We start from the raw sequence: 21,290 nt of genomic DNA, 5'->3' as shown, positions 1-21,290 counted from the left end.
ATGATCGAGTTTCCCGGTTGGCTCGAGTGGCTGGGTGCCGCCATCGGTATGGAGTGGCCGCACGGCAACGAAGACGACATGTGGTCGCTGGCCGGCGACTGGCATACCGCCGCGGACGAGCTGCGCGAGATCCTGCATCTGATGGACGAGGCCAAGTCGGCGACCCTGGCCGCCTATCCGGCCGGTGACGGCCGGCAGGAGATGAGCGACACGTTCGACGGCATGCGCTCGGGCAAGGATTCGCTGGAGGCGCTGGCGGGATATTTCGATCAGATCGGTGATTCGGTCGACGGTGGCGGCACACAGATTCAATACACCAAGTTGATGTTCTATTCGACGCTGGTGATCACCGCCGCCGATATCGCGGCGGTGTGGATCTTCCCGCCGACCGCGCCGGCGGAGGAGGCCGGCATCATCATCGCCACGAGAGTCGCGGTGCGAATGATGTTCCGGCGCATGCTCACCACGATGGCGGGGTGGGCCGGCCGGCTGGCCGAGAACGCCCTGGTGCGATTCCTGTTCCGGCATGTGCTGTTGAACGCGGCCCTGGGCGCCTTGCAGGAATTCGCGGTGCAGGAATTCCAGGTCTGGCAGGGGCATCGCAAGGGCCTGGACTGGAATCAGCTGGGGGTCACCACTTTCGCCGCCGGCGTGGGCGGCGCCGCCGGTGGGGGTTTCGGGGAGGCGCTGGGCCGCAAGTTCGGCAACGCCTTCCGCAACGAGGCGGGCGACATCACCTCGAAGTGGGGCGTCAATCTGACACGTGCCGGAATCGGGGCCGGGTCGGGGCTGGTCAACTCGGCGGCCGCGTTCGGCGGTTCCGTCGCCTGGCAGTTCGGCTCCGACCTGGCGCACGGCAATCTGGACACCGCGCTGACGAATCTGAAGAACACCCACGTCGACTGGCGTATGTTCAGCGCCGGGGCGATCACCGGTGGCGGGTCGGCGCTGAATCACAATTTCGCGCACAGCCATTTCGAGAACTCGCCGTTCTGGAAGCTGAACGCACCGCGGGCGGATCTGGGCAATATCGGCGATCTGCACAACTTCCAGCACGACGGCACCGTGCCGAATGTGCACGCCGATGTGCCGAACGGCAACGGGATCGCCCCGCACGGCGTGCACGGCGATCCCGGATCGTCGGGGCCGGTGCGCGGCGAGCCGGTGTCCAATGGGCACGACAGCCGCGCCGGGGCACCGTCGGCCACCACGGCGGGTACCCATGAGCCGCCCGCTTCCGGAACGGGACCGGCACCGGAACACGCGGCATCACAGGATCATTCGGATTCCACCGGGCCGAGTCCGCGGACACCGTCGCAGGACCGGGCCGGCCCGGTCGATGCGAGTGTGCCACCGGAGTCGACGACGTCCGGCGGCCCGGCGGATTCGCCCTCCGCGCCGGTGGCGAATCACCAGGGTGTGACCGGACACGACTCGACGCCCCCGGCGACCTCGGATGCTCCGGTACCGCAGCTCGGTGCGCACGAATCCGCCACGCCTGCGGCATCATCCGGGTCGGACTCGGCTCCGCACCCACAGGCCGAGACTCCGGCGGCGAGCGGTCCGGGTGCGTCGGCGGAATCCGGTCCGAGCGCAGCGTCCGGTCCGGCCGTGACATCGGGTACCGGTGCATCCACCGGTGCACCGGCCGCTGCCTCCGGTCCCGGAAGCTCCTCGCCGATCGATGCGCGCGGTGCCGCCGCCACCGGCGGTTCCGAAGTGCCACGCACCGGTGACGTCCGGGGACCCGATGCGCGTGCCGGCACCGACGGACGTACCGCCTCCGACCTCAACCGCGGCGTCGGTTCCGACGCCCGGACATCGGGACGGGCCGGTTCGGCGGATGCTCCGGGAGCTCGCGGCGGCGGGGATCCGCGGGTGCAGGCCCGGACCACCGACTCCGAGTCGCCGCGTGCCACGAGCCGTGCCGGTGCGAACGAGGGGGAGCGGGTAGCAGCCAGGCCCGGTCGCGGCGACACCGCATCGGCCCAGGACCGCACCGGCGCCGGGCAGCGTCCCGATCGCGGGGCCGAAAAGCCGCGCGGCGCAGCGGAAGCCGTCCCTCCGGTCGAGGATCGGGCGACCGGTCGCGGTGGCGGCGACGAGACGCCCGTACCGGTGCGGGACACCGAGGAACCCACGTCGCGCGAGGAGTCGGTGCCGCGGAATTCTCGCGAACCGCACCCCGCCGATCGCGACGCGGGCAATCCCGACGCAGCCGAGCCGCGAGGCGCCGAACACGCCGGTGCTCGCGACGGTGGCCGGCCGCGTGGCGCCGAGCATTCGGCTCCACGGGATCCCGAACACGGCGGAGATCGGGATGCGAATTCCGCGCACCCGCGCGATGGCGATGGTGTCCGGCCCGGTCGTTCCCACTCCGGCGAATTCGCGCCGTCCCCTGCCGATCCCGACAGCCCGGCGCGGCGGCTCGGTGAATCGAGTGAACCGTCTGCCCGCCGCGAAGCCACGGACGACGGCATGGACGCGACACCCCGCGACGCCGATGCGGGCCGCCGCCCCGGCGACGAGTCTGCCGGCGCCGATGCCGCACGATCGGAAGCCGATGGGGCGCAGCACAGATCCGGGACGGAAGACGAGGCCCCCCGGCGCCGCCCGGCCGCTCACGCAGACAATGACGGAAGGGTGGCCAAGCCGCGCGACCCCGAGTCCGGTGAGACCACGGCGCAGCACAGACGCGACGATTCCGGCCGCGTCCGCCCCGAGGAGCAGGCCGTACCCGGCATGCCCGCGCACCCCGCCGATGCCGAGCACACCCAGGCTCGTCCCCGTCGTGAGGGATCGCCCACGCCGGATCATCAGGGCACACCGGAACCGGCGAAACCGGCTGCCCGGAACGAGTCCAGGCGCGGCCGCTGTGCCGAACTGGCATTACGCCTGATCAAGGACCTCACCGGAAGCAAGACCGTCCGTGTCCCCACGCGCACGGTGGGCCCGGAGGGAATGACCGCCGCGGAGGTCCAGGCGGATGCCGGTGGCCGGATGGTGAAGGTCCGCGATCACGATGCGATCGCGCGGCGGCTGGCGGGGATGCGCAAGGGCGCGATGGCGCTGGTGGTCGACGGTTACCACGCCGGACCGGGCAGACGGGTCGTCGGTGCGCACGCCTACGTCATGATCCACGAGGGTGGCGGCCGCATCGTGGTGCGCGACGAGAGTACGGGGGTGGTGACCGACCATCCGGCCGACGTGCCCGAGGACCTGCACGACACCCACATGATCCTGTTCGACCGCAAGGGCCGTCCGGTCCATCCACTGACCCCGCAGCAGCGGGCAGCCCTTGCGCGGCAGCAGGATCCCGCCGCGGTCCGGATTCGCCAGGCGCTCGGCGACGTCGCGGATTCCGTGAAGCCACATGATCCCGAGGAGTCCGGCGCCCGCCACGATCCGGGGAGCGAGGAGGTCTTCACCGGCGGCGCCATCCGGCCGCGTGACGTCTACTTCCAGGACGCCTGGGCCAAGGAGGCCTACGAACGCTTCCGTGCGGACGACGGCGATATCGACGACATCGCCCGGCACCTCGCCGCAACGGTGCGTGCCGACGGCCGGGTCGGATTCACCCGCGAGGAGATGGCGCGGCTCAAACAGCATCTGATGCGGGACGAGCATCTGCTGCGCGACTACGAGAACGGTGGTCACAGCCGGCGGCGTTTCGACGAGTCCGCCGACATCGCCGAGGCGTGGATCCGATTGCGGTCCGGTCGCCCGCTCGCCGAGGACATCGTGCTGCTCGAGCACGAACTCCGCGAGGCCCGGTACATGGCCGAGCATCCCGACGCGACCTACGCCGAGGCACATGACCACGCCAACGAGCGCTTCAATTGGCAGGACAATGTTCCGGCGCGAACCGGCGAGCGCTTCGACAACCTGTGGAGGAACGACGATGGCAATGCTGGTGTTCTACGACCGGATCAGGGAGGACCCGACCGAGGTGGAGTACCGGTTCGGGACCAGGGAGCAACACCTCGATCGCCGGCTGACGATCGACAAGGAAACCAAGCGGTTCCACGATCAGGACGATCGGACGCAGGGGATCACCGCGGCGGTGGCCGCTCGGATCTTCGGCCGCTACCGCACCGAGGGCACGTGGCCGCGCAAGGGCATGATCCAGGCGTAGAACAGGCGCGGCCGCATCCGGAACAGTCCGGTGGCCGCAATGCCGCGCAGCCGCCGCGGCGCGGCGAGGTCGTCGTCGATCTCGCTGGTGAGCAGGTACGGCTGCACATGGTCGCCGACGAGCACGGGAACTGGCGGGTCGAGTCGGCCGAGCCGGTCGAGCCGGGACAGCGCACTCCGGGAACCGAAGTCGAACCCGCGAAGCCGGGCCTGCTGCGTTCGCTCTGGCAGCGCCTCACCGGTGGCTACGACGGGCACAATCCGAAGTATCCGTCCGGCAGTGGCCAGGACGGCAAGTATCAAACCGAGATGACCGAGGATTTCGGCCATCTGTTCGACATCAAGGCGCTGGAGACCCTCGGTGATCACGACATCAGCGTCAATTACGCCCGGTTGCTGAAAGAGTCGGTCACGCTGTGGCTGGGCCGCGAACACGCACCGTTGCTGAAACACCTCACCGCGCGCATGGAACTACAAGCGGGCGAACATATTCCGATGCACGACCGCGACGGGCGGGAGTACGCGTACTGGAACGAGGACGCCGACCCGGCCGAGGTCGCGGCGATGCACAAGTACCTGCGGGACGTGGGCCTCGGCCATCTGGTCGACGAATCCCAGCCACAGGATCTGACCGACCACCGGGCGAACGATGCAGCCGAAGCGCCGCACGACAATCCGGCCGACGAATTGCGTGCGGCCGCCGATCGGCTGGGTGTCGACCTGACCGAACTGAGCCCGGAGACCCTGCGCCGCGCACTCGACACCGCCGAGTATCAGAATCTGCGCCGGTCCGCGGCGATCGAGGCGCTGCGCGATGCCGCACACCGATACAACGCCGAACACGCCGACATCCCCTATCGGCCGCAGTCGATCAGCGACCACAACCCGCTGGGCCGGTTCCTGAAGGAAGTGATCATCGCCCAGGGCGACGATCCCGGCATGCTCAATTGGCGTGGTGTGAACAACGGGGCCGAATCGGGCCGCGACTTCGATGTGATGAACATCGAGCACCCCGATGAGCGCATCGAATACGACCCGGAAGACGAGTCGGGCCGCGATCAGGGGCTGCAGTCGTATTTCGAGAATGCGCTGCGGCGCGACCAGATTCGCGACGAGCGGGCCGCGTGGGCGGATCTGCTCGCCGTCGAGCTGGCGCGGCTGGAACCCGATCAGCTCGACGCCGCGCTGAACGAATTGCGCGACGGGGTGCACGAACGTGCCGGAGAGATCCGCGATTTCGCCGATCGGGTCGCGGAGTTCCGGAAACACTTCCCCGCCAACGATATTCGGGAACTACCTCCACAGCGGCCGGGCGAGCCGGGTCGGCTGGTGGTCCTGGATGTGCACGGCGATCACGAGCGGACGCTGATCGGGGCACTGGATCGTCATCCGGGTCTGGCCGCCCGCCTCAACAATGGTGCGGTGCGGGCGGAGAAGTGGACCGTCGTCGTCGACGCGAACAACGAGGCGCACGTCCGTCATCTCGGCACTCTCGACGTCCGTGCGATCTCGGTGGATGTGCAGGGACGGCATCTGAACGGACTGCTCGTCCGTGACGGTGAGAGCAACTGGCACGTCGCCCAGCCTCCGGCCGAACCCGGTCCGGTGGCGCCGCAGGCACGCACCCCCGAGGAGATCCGCGCCGTCCGAGATGATCTCGCCCGGGAGCTGGGCGTGGATCCCGAGCAGATCACGCCGGAACTCATCGAACGCGAACTGCGTGCCAACGATCTGCGGGCACTGCGGATCGAGGCGCTGCTCGATCACGCCCGCAGCAGTGACGCGATCGAGTCCTTCCACGATCTGGCCAATGCGCGCGACCGGCTCGCACAGACCACCGGTGTCGACCACGCGCAGCACGCGACCCCCGAGCACGTCGGTGACCGGATCGCCGACCGAGGCACCCGAGGCGCCCTGCGTAAACAGCAGGTCGAGATGCTGGTCAAGTACTACGACACAGTGTCCGGCCACCTCAAAGGGCTTGGCGAGGACCGAGGTCCGCTGACCGATGCGCGCGACGCTCTGGTGCGCGCACTGGGCGGTGAACCCTCCGATGTCCATCCGGGTAAGTACTCGAAGGAACTCGATTACGCCCCGGATCCGTTCGGCATCGATCCCGGAAAGCTGGCCTCGCTGATCCACGATCGGGCCGGAGAGCCCGGCACCCGGGACGCGGTCACCGATTTCGTCCGCACCCTTTCCGATACGGACCCGTTCACCGATGGACTTCGTTTCGACCCGGCCACCGATCCGCGGGTGTTCGAGGGCGATGTGCCTATGCACGATCCCGAGGCACTGAACCGTCTGCGCGAGGTCATCGGCGACGGGCGGCGGCTGTTCGACGCACCCGGTCCGGACGAGCAGGTTTCGCCCGGTTCGCGGCCGAATCGTGATTGGGCTCGGCTGCTGGGGCACGATCTGATCGACGCCACCCCGGAGCACTATGTGCGGACCTACGAGGCCTATCGCGACGGCAAGATCGAGAAGCACGAGCGGCTGGGAACGGCCCAGCGGGAAGAGGTGGCCCGCCAACTGCGCGAGGAGGTGCGGCGGCGGGGTGCCGATCTGCGTGCGCTCGGGGAGCTGAACGACCGGTACCACCGAGCGGTGGCCGATCTGCCGGAGAACAGGCGGGCGCGGATCGATCGGCTGTCGCGGGACTGGGCGGCCGCCTGGACCGAGCGGGAGCGGGCCCGGCAGTTCATCATCGACCACGCGCACGAACTCCGGGTCGCGCCGGAAGATCTGCTGGCCGATGAGCTGAAAGACGGCTCGGCACTGGATGATCTGTTCGACGATCTGGGCGCTCGTACGATCCGCGGAGACAATCGCGAGGACTTCAAACAACGGTTCGAGCAGTTCGCGGCCCAGCACGAGGCGCTGCTCGACGCCGCGCGCCGATTCCACGACAACGACGTTCGTATCGCGGATCTGGACGACGAACTGCGCGCGGCGGTGGAGCGCGATGTGGAGCTGTCCCGCGACGAAGGGGACGAAGGCGATGAGGGTACGGGCGCGGCACCGCCGCAGGGGCCACCGAAGCAGCCCCCGCAGGCGCCCGGGGGTGCGGCGGAGCCGCCGAAACCCGATGACGGCGGTACGGCGGGAGCGAAACCCGAAGGTGGAGAAGGCGACAGCGTCGGGACCGACCAGGACGCGGCGACTCCACAGCCGCCGAATCCGGCGGAACCGGCCCCGGATGACAACGGTGCGCCCCCGGCCGACCCGGACGGTCCCGGTACACGGCCACGTGCCGAAACGCCGGCCGAATGGGGCCTGCGGATGCGGGCGGAGAACGCCAGCTGGTCCGCGCGCATGGCCGCCAGGCACGCCATCCGGATGCGGGAACTGGCCGACGAGATGGTCGCCCGCGATCCCGACGGCCCCGACGGCTCGATGGCCTGGGATGCCCGGATGCGCGCCGACCGGGCCGAATGGGAAGCACGTTTCGCCGCCCAGCGCGCCGACTGGCTGTGGGACCTCGTCGGCAACGACCGCGGGCCGGCCGCACCGGTGGCGGAACCTGTTGCGAGAGAGGTGAAGCAGGAGACCGGTGAGCCGGGGCAGCAGGAGTCCGCGCCGAAGCCGGAGGAAGTGGAGCCGGGCGCGGAGAAGGCCGAGCTGACGAGGGGAGCGGGTGCTCCGGCGCCGAAGCCGGACGCTGGTGCGGGCGCGAGGCCCGGGGCCGACTCGCGCGCGAAGATGCCTCAGCAGGATGTGGGTGGCTCGAAGGACGCGGGAGCCGAGGCGCCGAATCGGGAGGCCGGTGCGCGAGCCGAGGTGCCCGAGCAGGACGCGGGCGGCTCGAAGCGGGAGGCTGGTCTCGATCCCGATGTGCCGAAGCCGGAGGCCGGTGCGGGAGAGGGGAAGTCCGAGCAGGATGCGGTCGGCGCGAAGCAGGGGGTCGGTGCGGGTGACGGGAGGTCCGAGCGGGGGAAGGCGCCCGGCAGGGAGGCGCAGCGGCCTCCGCAGGAAACCGGCGGTGCGCAGCCCGATCCAATCGATGCGGCGCGGGCCCGGCAGGAGGCCGCACACAGCCAATTGCGCAGGATTGCACGGGATCTCGGACTCGCCGACCAGGGGAACGCGCGCGAGCTCGAGGCTGCGGTCGCTCGCCGGCTCGAGGAGGAGTCGGCCGAACAGCAGGCCGTCATCGCTCGCAATGATCTGCGCCCGGACGAGTGGGCCGCCGCCCGGGATCGCGCCCAACAGCGGCTGAACGAGCTGTACGGACTGCGTCGGGAGATGATGCGCGCGGCACGCGACTTCCAGGCCGCCCGGATGCAGGAACGGCAACTGCGTGCCGCGAATCCGCAGGAGTCGCAGGGAACTGGACAACAACGCGCGGCCGGCGGCGAGCGCACAGCAGGGAAACCGGGCGAACGACCCGTCGTCGGTGATGAGGGCTCGGTCCCGAAGTCTGGTGAGCCGCCCGCGGGTGGCGAGGGACAGGTCGCGAAGCCCAGTGAACCGTCGGCTGGTGCTGAGGGGCAGGTCGCGAAGTCGGGCGAGGAGCCCGTGGGTGCTGAGGGGCAGGTCGCGAAGTCGGGCGAGGAGCCCGTGGGTGCTGAGGGACAGGTCGCGAAGCCCGGTGAGCCGCCCGCAGCTGCGGAGAAGGGGACTGACGGGAAGTCCGACGGCGATGATCCGGGCTCGGATTCCGGTGCTGCGGAAGATGGTTCGGGTGGCTCACCCGCCAAACCGGGCGGGGACGGGTCCGGGGGCGCGGCACCGAAGGCGGAGGCCGAACCCGCGACCGACGGTGGTGGTGGCGGTAAGCCGCCCTCGGACAGCGGCAGTGGCGCAGGTGGTCGGCGTCCGCCGACCGGCGCCGGTGGCGGGGAGCAACCGCCCGGCGGTGGTGACGGTAAGCCGCCGCCGGGTGATGGTGCCGGTGCCGACGGCGGGGAGTCGAACAACAGCGGCGATCGTCCCGAAGACGGCGCGGGACAACCGGATTCGAAGACGATGCCACTGCGGCAGCCGCCCGGACCACCGGCCGGGCGCGACGGTGGCACGCCTCCCGAGCGCGCGACCTGGCACCAGGACGGTCCGCAACACGAGCATCGCCCGGTCACCCGCGCACTGCGAAAGGCATTGCGAGACCTGGCCGATGCCGGTGCCGGCCGGGTCCGCGCCTGGTCACGGTTGAACACCCGCGCTCACGAACTCGGACTGCGACCGGACGAGATCCGCCGCGAGCTGCTGCGCGAGGCGATTGCCCGAGCCGCCGACCATGCCGACATCGCGCCCGCGACCCGAGCCGAACTGCGGGATCTGCTGGCCGACCTGGACGACGGCAGGAGCCGGCTGGAGCTGGATCGCCGGGCCCGGCGACTGGGCCTGCCGCTGCCATCCGATCATCAGGTCGCCGACGCGATCCGGGACCGGCTGGCCCCACCGGCGCAACGACGCGCCGAGTTGTCCATCGAACTGGGCGACCGTCGCACCGTCGGCCTACCGCGCCTCGAACGCCTGGCCCGCGAATTCGGCGTGGATCCGGACGGTCTGTCGCGACCGGAACTGCAGCGCGCGGTGCGCGAGGCTGTGAACAACCATCGCGAGACCATTCCCGAACGGCAGCGCCGCGCGACCGTGCAGCTGGTGGACCGGTATCGGGCGGCGTCGGCGAACGAATCCGCGCGCCGGGCCGCCGCCCAGCATGCGGCCGAACGCGAATTGATGCAGTTGCGAGCGGGTTTCGACGATCGCGGCCCGCGAATCTCGGGCGTGTCCTACCGGCGCCTGCGACTCGACGCACCCGGTCGCCTGCGGGCCGAGGGCGCGGTGGGCGAACGCGGCCGCTGGGTCGGGGTCGGGGCGCACGGCGATCCGGAGATCCGGATGCCCGCGCGGGAACGGGTCCGGCACGCGACCGAGGGCTTCGATACCGTCTACTTCGGGGTCGAACTGGACCACAACGGCCGGATCTGGGTGAGTGAGCATCATCCGGACGACGCGCACGCGCCTGCGGCCCGGCCGGATCCCATCCGCCGCCCGGGTGACTGGGTGGCCGGCGACGAGCACGAACACGAACCGAGCACCCGTGCGCTGCGTCGGCAGTTGCGCGATCTGGGCGAGGAACTGGGCCGCCGTGACGAACAGGTCGACAAGAACTTCGCCAAGATCGTCGTGCTCGCCGAACATCTGGGGATCGACGACGCGTGGCGGATGCGCCCGCGTGAGCTGGCCGCAGCGGTACGCGATCTGATCGCGCAGCGCCGTGCCCGGGCGGACGAACTCTGGAACCGGGCCGATATCCCGCGGGCCGACCTGGGGAAATTCTTCGCGGACCGACGTGCCGAGGAAGCTCGGGCCGAGGAAGCCGAATCGCTCGGAAAGGCCCTGCTGGGGTTGTTGCGAGTGCACGACCAGACCCTCGTGGCGGCCCGGGATCGGGTGGCGATGGACGCGGCGCTGCTCGCCGCGCGCGATGTGGTGGCCGGTCACGAGGGCGACCCACTGGGAGCCGATGGCCGCCCGTCTGATCCGAAATCTGCGGTGGCACGGCGTGTTCCGGGTGGTGACGGGACACCCGACCAGCTCGTCGTGGTGGCGCCGGGCGCCAATCCGGACCGGGTTCTCGATCCGGCGGTTCGCCGCGTGGTGCTCGGAGCCGACGGCGAATTCGTCTTCCGGCAGGTGCACATCGATGTCGACGGCCGGGTCCGGATCGTCGACATGCACGAGCCCCCGGCGGAACTCGATCACGCCGCCCATCGGCCGCCGGAACTCGAGGCGCCGCGCCCGGCCACCGATCCGGCACCGCCCGCGCCCGAGCCCGCGCCGGTGGCCGATCCCCAGGCCGCGCTGGACGCGAAGGTCCGCGAACGGGCCCATGTGGCAGCCGATCTGGAGTTCTGGCGCACCAAGGTCGACCATCGCGCCGAGCCGTTCGGCGATCCCGATCTGGCCCGCGGGCACTGGTCGGAGACGTTGCGGCAGTTGCGTGGTGACACCTCGCGCTACGTCCGGGACAGCGCGGGACTGGACACCCCCGACCTCGCCCGGCGCGAGCAGCTGCTTCCCGAGCAGGAACACGAGCAGACCGACCTCGTCGACAAACTGGCCGCCGCGCTGGATCGCTTCTTCCATTTCGAGGACCGCCTCGACGCGATCGATCGCGAGATCCATGACCTGGAACAGCGTGGCGCCCGCCACGACGCCTCACTCGCCGAGGAGCTCCGCGACCGACTGGGCCGGGTGGCCGATGAACATCGTGCGGCCGTGCAGCGCGCGAAACCGTTGCGGCGCAGCAGAGATGAGTTGTCGCGGCTCCTCGACGATCCCGCGGAGCGCACTCCGGAGAACCTGCGCCGGCTGGCCGATGCCGAGGACGCGGTGCGGCGCGCCGAGCACGAGATCGATCGCTTCAACGACGAGCGGGTTGCGTTGACCGGCGCCTGGCCCGATGCCGTGACCGACCACTGGCGCGCTGTGAACGGCGCCGATGATCCGCCGGCTCTGCATCGACTGAGCGAGAACGTGTGGGTCGATCGTGGCCGCGTACCCGCCGAGGACGGTACCGGCGGTCGCCCGGCCCGCATCATCGTCGTCGCCGGGCGGGCCGGGTTCGATCATCCGGATGTGCCGGTGCGCGCCGCGGATCCGGCCGGGCAGCGGCGCCCGGCCGACGATCGGTTCGACGCTCCGCTGCGCGACGCGTTCGCGCTGCACCATGGACTCACCGAGCTGCTGAAGGACCCGGCGACCGTCATCGACCGGCTGGCGGTGACCGGCGAACTGGTCGGCGGGGATCGTGACGGCGCCGGCCAGATCCGGCCACTCGTGGACGTCATGGCGCCGGTGGAGATCCACCGGATGGAACTGCCCGCGCACGAGGCAGGCCGGATGGGCGGCGACCGGCTGCCGTTCGCCGGCGACACCATGGTGCGCTGGCACGGTGCCGACGGCCGCTGGCACGATCCTCGTGAAGGACGGGCCCGCGGCCTCCGCGCCTACCAACCGGATCTGCCGTCCGGCACCAAACTCGACAAGTACTGGCAAAAGGAGGTCGACGGCTGGCGGCTGCCGCCCAAGGGCTGGGGCGCATTCGGCGGTTCGGACAACTCCCACATCCCGTACCGGCAGCGCGAGGAGAAGATGCCGGACGGATTCAGCGGCACCATGGGCGCCGAACCGTTCCAGAACATGGTGGAGCCATTGGTGATCAGAATGCTCACCGATCACTGGCCGGACCTCAGCTACGAGGAGATCCTGACGCTGAGCGAGGCCGGCCGCTCCGAGCTGTGGTGGCATCAGGGACCCGGACCCGAGCCGGAGCCGCCGCCGGGATGGGACGAGGAAGCTCACCACGGAATGCCGCTGGACGGTGCGTTGTACACCATCGGCAAGCGGTGGGTGCAGCTCTACGACATGGCGCGCAAACACCCGTGGGTGCTCGGTCCGCTGCAGCGCCGCCCGGAGATCGGCGAGTGGGTGCGCGAGCACACCACCCGACTGCCGGACGGGCCGTTCGATCCGGATCATCCGGTGCTGCGCAAAGTCCCGATCGTGCGGTCTTTCCGCGGCTGGAAGGGCTGGCGCGCCGGGCCGCGGATCGATCTGCAACCGCCGCATCGGCCGTGGTCGGCCGCCGAGCACGTGCCACCGCGCGATCGGGTGGAGTGGTCCACGCCGCGGCAGGATCGCGATATCGCGCGCTGGGACGCCGTGCAGCGCTGGGCGGATCGGGTGATCGGTGAATTCGCCCGCGACACCGGTGATTCCGATGTGCACCGGATCGTCGACGCGTTGACCCGGGCCCGGGATCCACTGGTGGATCCCGGCGATCCGGGTGGTGCGCGGCGGGAATCGCTGAACCTGGCCCGCCATCCGGACGGAACCCCGCTCACCCGCGAGGAGCTGACCGAACGCATCCAGCTGGTCAAGGACCACCTGATGCGCAACGAGATGTGGGTACGCGATCACACCGATCCGACGGGCCGGCTGGTCAAGAAGACCTACGACCCGCTGGCACATGTGGCCGACGCCTGGTCGCGGCTCACCGGAAGCGGCGACGGTGACGGCCGGACCACGCCGTACGACGAGGATCTGCTGCTGCTCGACGACGCCTACGTCGAGGCGAAGTATCTCGCCGACCACGACGACGCCACCTGGCACGACGCCGACCTCGAAGCGGCACGGCACGGCTACGACTGGGACACCAACCGGCGGCGGCTGAGCGGGCATCTGGTGATCCGCGACGGACGGCCCATGCATCCGGACGAGCTGCCACCCGATGCGCCCGAACACGACGGTGACAGGAAACTGCGCATGTCGCGGATCCCGTATGCCGCCGACTCCCCGCCGCCCGACCTCGCATGGCTGTCGCCGCGGGAACGATGGGCCGCCGAGATTCTCGACGCAGCCGGTGTGCGGCAACGCTTCCCGGGGCTGCCGCGCGATCCGGTGGCAGCGCTGAAGGAGCTGGCGATGCGCGGCGAGGGGGTGCGGCGTGCGCTGCCCGCACCCGGAGCGCGCGATCCGCTGCTGGATCTGCTGCTGCGCGCGGGCCGGGTGGAACAGCTCGTCGATGCCGCCGACCCGGCAGATCGCCTGTTCTGGGCGGAGCGGCTGGGCGAGCCGGACGTCGCGGTGCAGCCGGGTCAACTTCCCGAGACGGTCCGGCGACTACGCGGCGACGTGCATCGGCGGCTCGACGAACTGGGCGCGGACGGGCCCGCGGAGCTGCGTGGTGGCACGAATCCCGCGCGACCAGCCCTCGGCGGCGCCGATGGTCGGCGCGGTGTGGCGGAGAACGACGGCGACCGGAACGCGGCCGACCGTGGTACGAAAGCCATACGCGGCCAGCGGAATCAGCCCGGCGGCTCCACCGTGGGTGACCCCGAAGGAGCCGGCGGCTCCGAAGGCGGACAGGCTCAGCCGGATACGGCCGGTGGCCGGAAGGGTGGGGTCGAATCCGGGGATGAAGGGGATTCGGGAACGCTCCCTGCGGAGGAATCGCGTGGCCCTGGCCGCCGCGGTGCCGGAACGGCGGGCGACGGTTCGGCTGCGGAACCCGGAGCACAGGGAACCACGGGGTCGGGCCGGCGGTCCGGACCGCATCCGCCGGACGGGGGCGACCCCGATCGCGGCAAGGACGCGGCCCCGTCGGCCCGCCGGCCGCGCAAGACCTACATCACGCCGGTCCCGCACGTCCCGCACAACGCCGAATTCGACTGGCCGGACTACGAACCCGAACCAATAGATATCAACCTCCCCCCACCTCCGATCCCGGCGCCGCCGCCCCCCGAGCCTCCACCGCACAAACCGGAGCCGCGTGAGCCGGAGCCGCGTGAGCCGGAGCCGCGTGAGCCGGAGCCGCGTGAGCCGAAGCGACACAAACCTGGCGGAGACCATGACGGTCAGGGGCATGATCACCACGGCCATGATGGTCACGGTCACCACGACCACCACCATGGCCACGACGGTCACGGCCACCATGGCCATGACGCCCACGGCCATGACGCCCACGATCATCACGGTCACGGTCACGGTCACGGTCACCCTGGTCACGAGCACGAGCACGAGCACGAGCACGAGCACGAGCACGAGCACGGCCACGGCCACGGGCCGGGGCACCACGGCTCCGCCGAAAGGCATGAGCGCCATCGGGATGGCCACTCGGGTGACGGTCACTCGGGTGGAAGGCATTCGGGTGACGAGCACGACCACGGCGGCCGAGGGCGGCCACGCGACCATGGGCCGCACGGTGGTGATCACCGGCCACCGGATGGCGGTCGACCTGGACACGGGCATGCGGGGGCGCACGGCCATGATGTGGACCCCGGCGGCCGGGTACCCGGGCGGCCCGGCGGCCCGGCGGGCGGATCGGTACCGACGGCGGATATCGCTGTCCCGCCGTGGCTTCCGGGGACGGGCGGTGCGGGAAACGGCGTCGCACCGCAGCCGTTCGGCGTACCCGGCGCGGAGATCGGCCCGAATGCGAATCCGGCCGGAAGTGCCCCGCACCCGTTCGGTGACGCGATTCCGCGGACCGGTGAACCGACTCTGCCGCACCAGGTTCCGGCGCAGCCAACCCCGCAGCAGGCACCGTGGCTCCCGGACCACGGCAACGCTCCAGACTTCGGCAACGGCAACGGCAACGGCAACGGCAACGGCAACGGCACCGGCATCGGCAACGGTCGTCGTGGCGACGATCAGCGGACCCCGGTGGACCGCCCGTTCTCGCTCGGCGAGCCGATGGCCCGTCCGGCCGATCCGGCTTCCCCACCTGCCGACCCGGCCGGCGGACCGGCGAACGGGGTTGCACCGAACGGGGTCGCGCCGAACGGTTTTCCGCCGATGCTCCCACCCATGCGCGGGGTCGAGCATGCCCCCGCCGGCACCCCGGCCCCGCTTCGGCCCCCACCACCGAACGGCCCGCCCCCGCCGCCTCGCATCCTGGTGCGGGAATTCGGCGGATTCCGTTGTGCGGAGGTCGATCCGCTGACCGGTTCGCTGTACGAGACGGCCGAACCGCTGGCGCCGTTCAGCGGCGTGTACAGCGATCTCGACGGTGTGGAGATCGTCTTCTTCCGCGCCGACGGCCGGCTGTTCGTGCGTGTCGCGGGGCAGTTGATCGATGCCGACGATCTGGCGATCATCGTGCACTGGCAGCGCGCCGGGCGTCGCGACGCCCAATTCACCGTGACCCGGGCGGGGCCGGCGGTGTGCAGCGTGCGTTACCGACGACGCGCACCGGAACTCGACCTAGGCCTGTGGATCCGCGATGTGCTCGACAATCCGGCTCACCGCATGCAGATCTTCGCCGAAGCGCCGAGGGTGCCATGAGATACGTCCCGCCACCACGAGTCACCGATCACCGCCACCACGACAGTGTCCGCAACCGGCCCGCCCACCCGATGGTGGATGTGAACGAGGAGAACCCCGCGACGTGAGCAGCCCCGACGAACGCAGCCCCGCCCCGCGCGCCGAGGTGGATGCCGACGCCGCGCCGCCGGCGCCCGGCGCCCCCGGGCCGGCAACCGCCCCCACCGTCCCGGCCTCCGACGAGCCGGATGTCGGTTTCACCCTTCGCGGCGAGATCCCCGCTCCCGAAACATCCGTGGTCGATCCGGAGACGCGCGCCCGGGAGCTGGCACACGACATCGCCCGGGAGCTGGCCGCCTCCGCACCCGAGGGCTGGCACGAGCTGACCGCGATCTTCGCCGTCACCGTCCTGGTCGGCGGCGGCGAGGTGGTGTTCACCGACGATCAGGAGCGCACATTGCGCGCCGAGCCTCCCGAGTCCGTACTGGAGTCGGTGCGCGAACATCGCGACCTGTCCGCGGCGTTCGACGGTGGGCCCTGGTGGCGCCTGCTCGTGCGGCTCGACCGGGAGGGACATCTGCAGGTCGACTACGACTACGGTGACGATCCCTTCCCCGATGAGCAGCTTCTGGCGCCGGAGGCGTATCTGGCCGATCTGCAGGCCTATCCGCGTGCGCGGGTACCGGTCTGGCTGGCCGCCTATGTCGGCCACGGTGACCGGCAGTCCCGCCCTCCGGCGGAGGCGGCCCGGCAAACGCGGGCCGATCGCGCCGCCGGCGTGGTTCCCGCGCTGTCGGACCACGACTTTCCCGATCTGGCCACCCTCTGGAGCCGGTGGGCCGTGATGGCCGCGGCCTTCGTGGCGGCCGGATCGCAGTGGGGCCCCAGGGTTTTGCCGTCGCTGGGCTGGTTCGAGGGTTCCCGGCGCGGTGGCTGCACCCTGTATCTGCTGCCGGGTGGCCGGGCCGTACTCTCCGGCGGGGTCTGGGAAGCGCCCGCCCTCGACGCCGCGTACAACCGTGGCGAGCCGCTGCCGCAGCTGTATGCCGGTGCGCCGGAATGGGTGTCGAATCCGGTGCTGAATCCGCGCTTCGGCGACGGGCTGCTGTCGTTCTGTTACTGGTGGGAGGACGGGCAGTGGTATCGCGCCGAGTCTCCCGCGGCCGACGAGCTCAGCGACGCCCTGCCAGGGGTGTGGACCTCGGCGACGGTGGCCCAGGTGATCTGCGCTCTGATCGAGGGGGAGACCGGCGACGAACTGCGCGGCGCGGTGGATACGCTGGTGGCGGCGGCCGAGGCGAACCTGGTCACCCGCGAAACCCTGGTGAGCGTCTTCGGCGACGACGGCAGTTTCGATGTCGACGGTGCCTTCAATCAGATCAGCATGGCCGGTGCCACATTCACCGGTCCGGCGCCGCTGCCCGAAGACGAGGCACTCGAACGGGTGCGCCGCCACATCGATGGCAGCGAGATCGATACGGACCGATATCCGCTGGAGCGATTGTGCGCGGATCGGTTCTCGGTGGGCTGGATGGTGTACGTGCCTGCCGGACCGGAGGAGGTGGCGCTGGGCCGGGCGATCTTCTACGTCGCCGACGATGGTGTGCTCGAGCAGTCCTCGTCCTCGGTCGCGCCGTCGGTGTACGCCGGTGGGTTCGAGCAACGGTTCCGCGAGCGCCGCGGCGCGCTGCGGGCGGGGTGACACTCGCCGCCGGTGTTTCACCCCGCGTTCAGCCGCCGTTGCCGCCGGTGTTGCCCGCAGGTTGCAGGATGTTCGAAAGATGAGGTGGGACTTGCTATTCCGGTCCACGGCCGACGGGGTGACGACGCAGGTTCCGCTGTTGCCCAATGCGAGGAGCACGACCGATGGCCCCCGAGCCGACTGTCGCCACAGGTAATCCGTTTCCGGCGCTGAGCGACTATACGAAGAGCCACACGTCCGGAAAGGACGCGTTGAAATTCGAGCCGGAGACGGCGCTGGGAGTGGCCGCGGCCGCGGAGAGCACGATCGCGGCGCTGAAAACCCTGCAGCTCTATACCGACGAGCTCACCGCGGGCAAGCCGGTGTCGAATCTCGCGTCCGGGACCGCGATGGGGACCAAGTTCGGCGCCGAGGCCGGCGATTTCAAACAGGTCCTCGAGGATCACAAGACCATCCTCGGCCAGATGATCGACACCTTCATCCAGGCCGGAAAGGCCTACGGCAAGGTGGACGGCTTCAACTCCGAGCTGCTGGACAATGTCAGCAGCAAACCCGACTACATGTGGGATGCCGACGGTCTCGATCCGATCGGTGATCCGCCGAAGGTGCCGGGCACCAACGACGATCTGAAGACTCCGGTCGACGCGATGGACAACAAGGCCGGTCTGCAGTCGTTCCAGTCGACGACCATCAGTCCCGAGGCGCCGGACTACATGAGCTGGTACGACCTGTATGAGGTCGGCAACTACATCCGGACGAACAAGGTGGCGGAGAGTCTCGCCAACCATGCCGGTACCTGGTGGTGGATGGCGACCGAGGTCGGCAAGGTGTACTCGGATCTGCTGAACAAGATCGATTCGGTCACCGTCGACAAGTGGACCGGTCCCGGCAGGGAGGCCGCGGTGGCGGCGGTGCAGGCCTACGGCAAGAGCATTCCGGCACTGTCGAATTCGATCAAGGGCACCGGCGACCTGCTGCTCTACAGTTCGGGCTGGCTGAACGAGACGCAGTACTCCATGCCGCCGAACAACGACGCCGACGCGAAGACGCAGCAGGATTGGGTCCAGACCGTACGCGAGAGTTTCCGCAAGACCTACGTGTACGGAATGAACCAATCCGCCAAGCATGTACCGGTGATACCCGCGGCCGCGTCGGCATTCGGCCAGCTCCCGGCGAATCCGTTCGACCCCACCGGCCAGAACCCGCCTGGCAGTCAGAACCCGCCCGGCAGTCAGAATCCGCCCGGCAGTCAGAATCCGCCCGGCAGTCAGAATCCGCCCGGTGGTCAGACCCCACCGGGGAGTCGGACGCCGCCGGGAGGTTCGACCCCGCCCGGTTCCGGTACACCCTCCGCCGAGCAGAAGGCCGCACAGGAAAAGGCGGCGCAGCAGCAGAAGGAGGCGCTGGCCCAGCAGCAGAAGCAGGCCGCGGAGTACGAGAAGCAGCAGAAGCAACAACAGCAGCAGCAACAGAAGCAACAAGAGGAGCAGGGCAAGCAGCAGGAGCAGTACCAGAAGCAACAGCAACAGCAGCAGGATGCGGCGCAGAAACAGCAGGAGCAACAGCAGGTCTCCTCGGCTGTGCAGCAACTGCTGTCGGCCGCACAGCAGGGCGTGCAGCAGCTCATGCAGGCCTTCCAGCAGGTCTCGCAGACGCTCACCCAGCAACAGGCGCAGGATGCGTTGACCAAGGCCGGGCTGGGCGATGTTCCTGGACTGAGCGATGCGCTGGATCCGCTCTCGGCCCTCGGCGGTGGCGGTGCGGGCGGCGGCGGTGGCGGCGTGCCGGGCGGCAGTGGTGCCGGAGTGCCCGGAATGCCGGCGCTCGATCGCGATCTCGCACAGGCCTCGAAGCTGTTCCCGCGGGCCGGCACACTCAGCACCGCGCTCAATGCCGGCAGCGTCGATTCCGCGACCGGCCGCGCCGGTGCCGCGCCGATGCAGGGAAGTCCCGGATCGCCGGGCGCCGCTGGTGCGGGTGCACAGAACCAGCAGGGCAAGGAGCACAAGCGGCCCGCCTACCTGGATTCCGTCGAACATCTCGAGGACGCACTCGGTGATGCGCCCGTGGTCGTGAAGCCGGTCGTCGAGAAATGACCCGCAGCTGGAACTTCACCGACCTCGAATTCGTCGTCATGTGGCGCCATCTCGCCGACGAGGGGCCACCACGGCCGTTCGTCTACACCACCGACATCCCGCTGGAGGACGACTTCCAGCGCGAGTGCGCCCGGCTGCGGGACCGGATGCTCGCCCACCCCGACCACGCGCTGTTCGACGCGGTGCGCGATTGCACGCAGCCCGATATCGCAGTCCTGGCATGGGGATTCGACGGTCACGATCCGCATCGGGGTGCGGGCGTGGTCCGGATATTGGCGGCTCGGCGAGAGGACCGCGGCTATCTGCTGACCCAGTTGCCCGGCCGAACCCTGTTGCACGCCGGGGGATTCACGATGGTGCAGTGTGATCCGTTGCGGCTGGCCGATCTCATCGCGGAGACATTGCCGCAGGTCGAGCCCGGCGGGACCGGGCATATCGTCCTGCCACCGGATCCGGAGTCGAAAGCCGGTGTCCTGGAGGCGCATTACGTGTCGGCGGCGACCGCGGGCGGTGCCCCGCAACTGTGGGACAGCTACGACGAACCCGCCCTCGCCGCGGGGCAGCGCTTTCTGGATACGGTTCCGGACCGCTCCGGAACCATCGAAATCGCCCAGGGTATATCGCGATTCGGCCCGCGCGGTCGCACCATCCGCAACCTGAGCTGGCGCGATCTACCCGCCGACGGCCGATACGTGATCCAGGAGGGGCCGCCACGTGCCGCCGTCGGCGTCGACCGGAACGGCCTGATCGCCGCGATCAATGCCGAGATCATCACCGTCGTCCGTGCGATCAAGGACGAACGCGCCTGATCCCGGATCCGACCCCACCACCGAGGAGCACGATGTCCACCGCGACGACACGATCCGGATCGATAGCGGTCGAGACCACCGAACAGGGTCTGCCGCTACGGATTTCGATCGACCCCGCCGAACTGCGCCGTGATCCCGCCGAACTGGCCGCCGAATTGCTGCGCCTGTGCTCGCGCGCGGCCGACCGCGCCGGTCTGGCCCGGCGGCGGCAGCTGGCCGCGGCCGGGGTGAGCAGCGATCTGCTCGCACTGACCGGACTGCCCACCGCGGAACAGGTGGAACGGCAGGAACTGATCGACGAGCAGGAGTACGACACGGAACCGCAGAGCTGGCTGAGGTCGGTGTAGCGTGACGCAGGGGAGAGCGAATATGGCTGATCCGACCGGTGTTTCGGTGATGGACGAGCTGGTCGCGCGCTCGGAGCGGCAACTCGAGCGCATGCGTGATCTGGGTGATCGGATGGCCGGGGTCCGCGTGCGCGAGAGTTCACCGGACGGTGTCGTCACCGTGGAGGTCGACGGTAACGGCGCCTTACTCGATCTGGTCTTCTCGCCGCTGGTGAATCGACTGAGCCCGAAGGAGTTCGAGCAGCTGGTAGTCTCCACCGCGCAGAGCGCCGCCGCCCGCGCGTTCGCACGACGCGGTGAACTGATCACCGCCTTCAACGAGGAGAGCGCCGCCGGCCCGGAGCCGGCAGTCCAGGAGCCGCCCCGGTCCGAATCGGACTGACGGGTAGCGCGCCGAGGCTCGCGCACCGGGAGATTCACTGAGGCG

6 protein-coding genes are annotated in these 21,290 nt (G+C 70.0%); all 6 read left to right on the top strand.

The window, feature by feature from the left end:
- The 6 genes from AB0L57_RS12750 to AB0L57_RS12725 all read left to right on the top strand — a co-directional run bounded on the left by AB0L57_RS12750 (nt 1) and on the right by AB0L57_RS12725 (nt 21,245).
- The gene (locus tag AB0L57_RS12750; protein WP_364960807.1) at nt 1-15,930 is read left to right on the top strand and encodes a hypothetical protein; all 15,930 of its coding nucleotides are present in this window, start codon (nt 1-3) and stop codon (nt 15,928-15,930) included.
- Nucleotides 15,931-16,033: 103 nt separating this feature from the next.
- Nucleotides 16,034-17,611, top strand: a complete 1,578-nt coding sequence (locus AB0L57_RS12745) for a hypothetical protein (protein ID WP_364960805.1) — start codon at nt 16,034-16,036, stop codon at nt 17,609-17,611.
- Nucleotides 17,612-17,775: 164 nt separating this feature from the next.
- Nucleotides 17,776-19,707, top strand: coding sequence for a collagen-like protein (locus tag AB0L57_RS12740; RefSeq protein WP_364960803.1), 1,932 nt, complete (start codon nt 17,776-17,778; stop codon nt 19,705-19,707).
- Nucleotides 19,704-20,516, top strand: a complete 813-nt coding sequence (locus AB0L57_RS12735; RefSeq protein ID WP_364960801.1) for an ESX secretion-associated protein EspG — start codon at nt 19,704-19,706, stop codon at nt 20,514-20,516. Before AB0L57_RS12740 ends, AB0L57_RS12735 begins: the two co-directional genes overlap by 4 nt.
- A gap of 32 nt (nt 20,517-20,548) precedes the next feature.
- Nucleotides 20,549-20,863 (top strand): hypothetical protein, encoded by a 315-nt coding sequence (locus tag AB0L57_RS12730; RefSeq protein WP_364960799.1) that lies wholly within the window; start codon nt 20,549-20,551, stop codon nt 20,861-20,863.
- A gap of 22 nt (nt 20,864-20,885) precedes the next feature.
- A complete protein-coding gene (locus AB0L57_RS12725) occupies nt 20,886-21,245 on the top strand; it encodes a YbaB/EbfC family nucleoid-associated protein (protein ID WP_364960797.1) in 360 nt (119 codons plus the stop codon).
- Nucleotides 21,246-21,290 lie beyond the last annotated feature (45 nt).

Source organism: Nocardia sp. NPDC052254 (assembly GCF_040679495.1).
Classification (GTDB): Bacteria; Actinomycetota; Actinomycetes; order Mycobacteriales; family Mycobacteriaceae; genus Nocardia.
The sequence above is the reverse complement of the archived record's forward strand: the minus strand, read 5'-3'. Positions and strand labels throughout refer to the sequence as shown.

Coding starts and splice junctions, on each gene's coding strand:
- AB0L57_RS12730 (WP_364960799.1), top strand. CDS start 20,549: ATGTCCACCGCGACGACACGATCCGGATCGATAGCGGTCGAGACCACC.
- AB0L57_RS12750 (WP_364960807.1), top strand. CDS start 1: ATGATCGAGTTTCCCGGTTGGCTCGAGTGGCTGGGTGCCGCCATCGGT.
- AB0L57_RS12735 (WP_364960801.1), top strand. CDS start 19,704: ATGACCCGCAGCTGGAACTTCACCGACCTCGAATTCGTCGTCATGTGG.
- AB0L57_RS12725 (WP_364960797.1), top strand. CDS start 20,886: ATGGCTGATCCGACCGGTGTTTCGGTGATGGACGAGCTGGTCGCGCGC.
- AB0L57_RS12740 (WP_364960803.1), top strand. CDS start 17,776: ATGGCCCCCGAGCCGACTGTCGCCACAGGTAATCCGTTTCCGGCGCTG.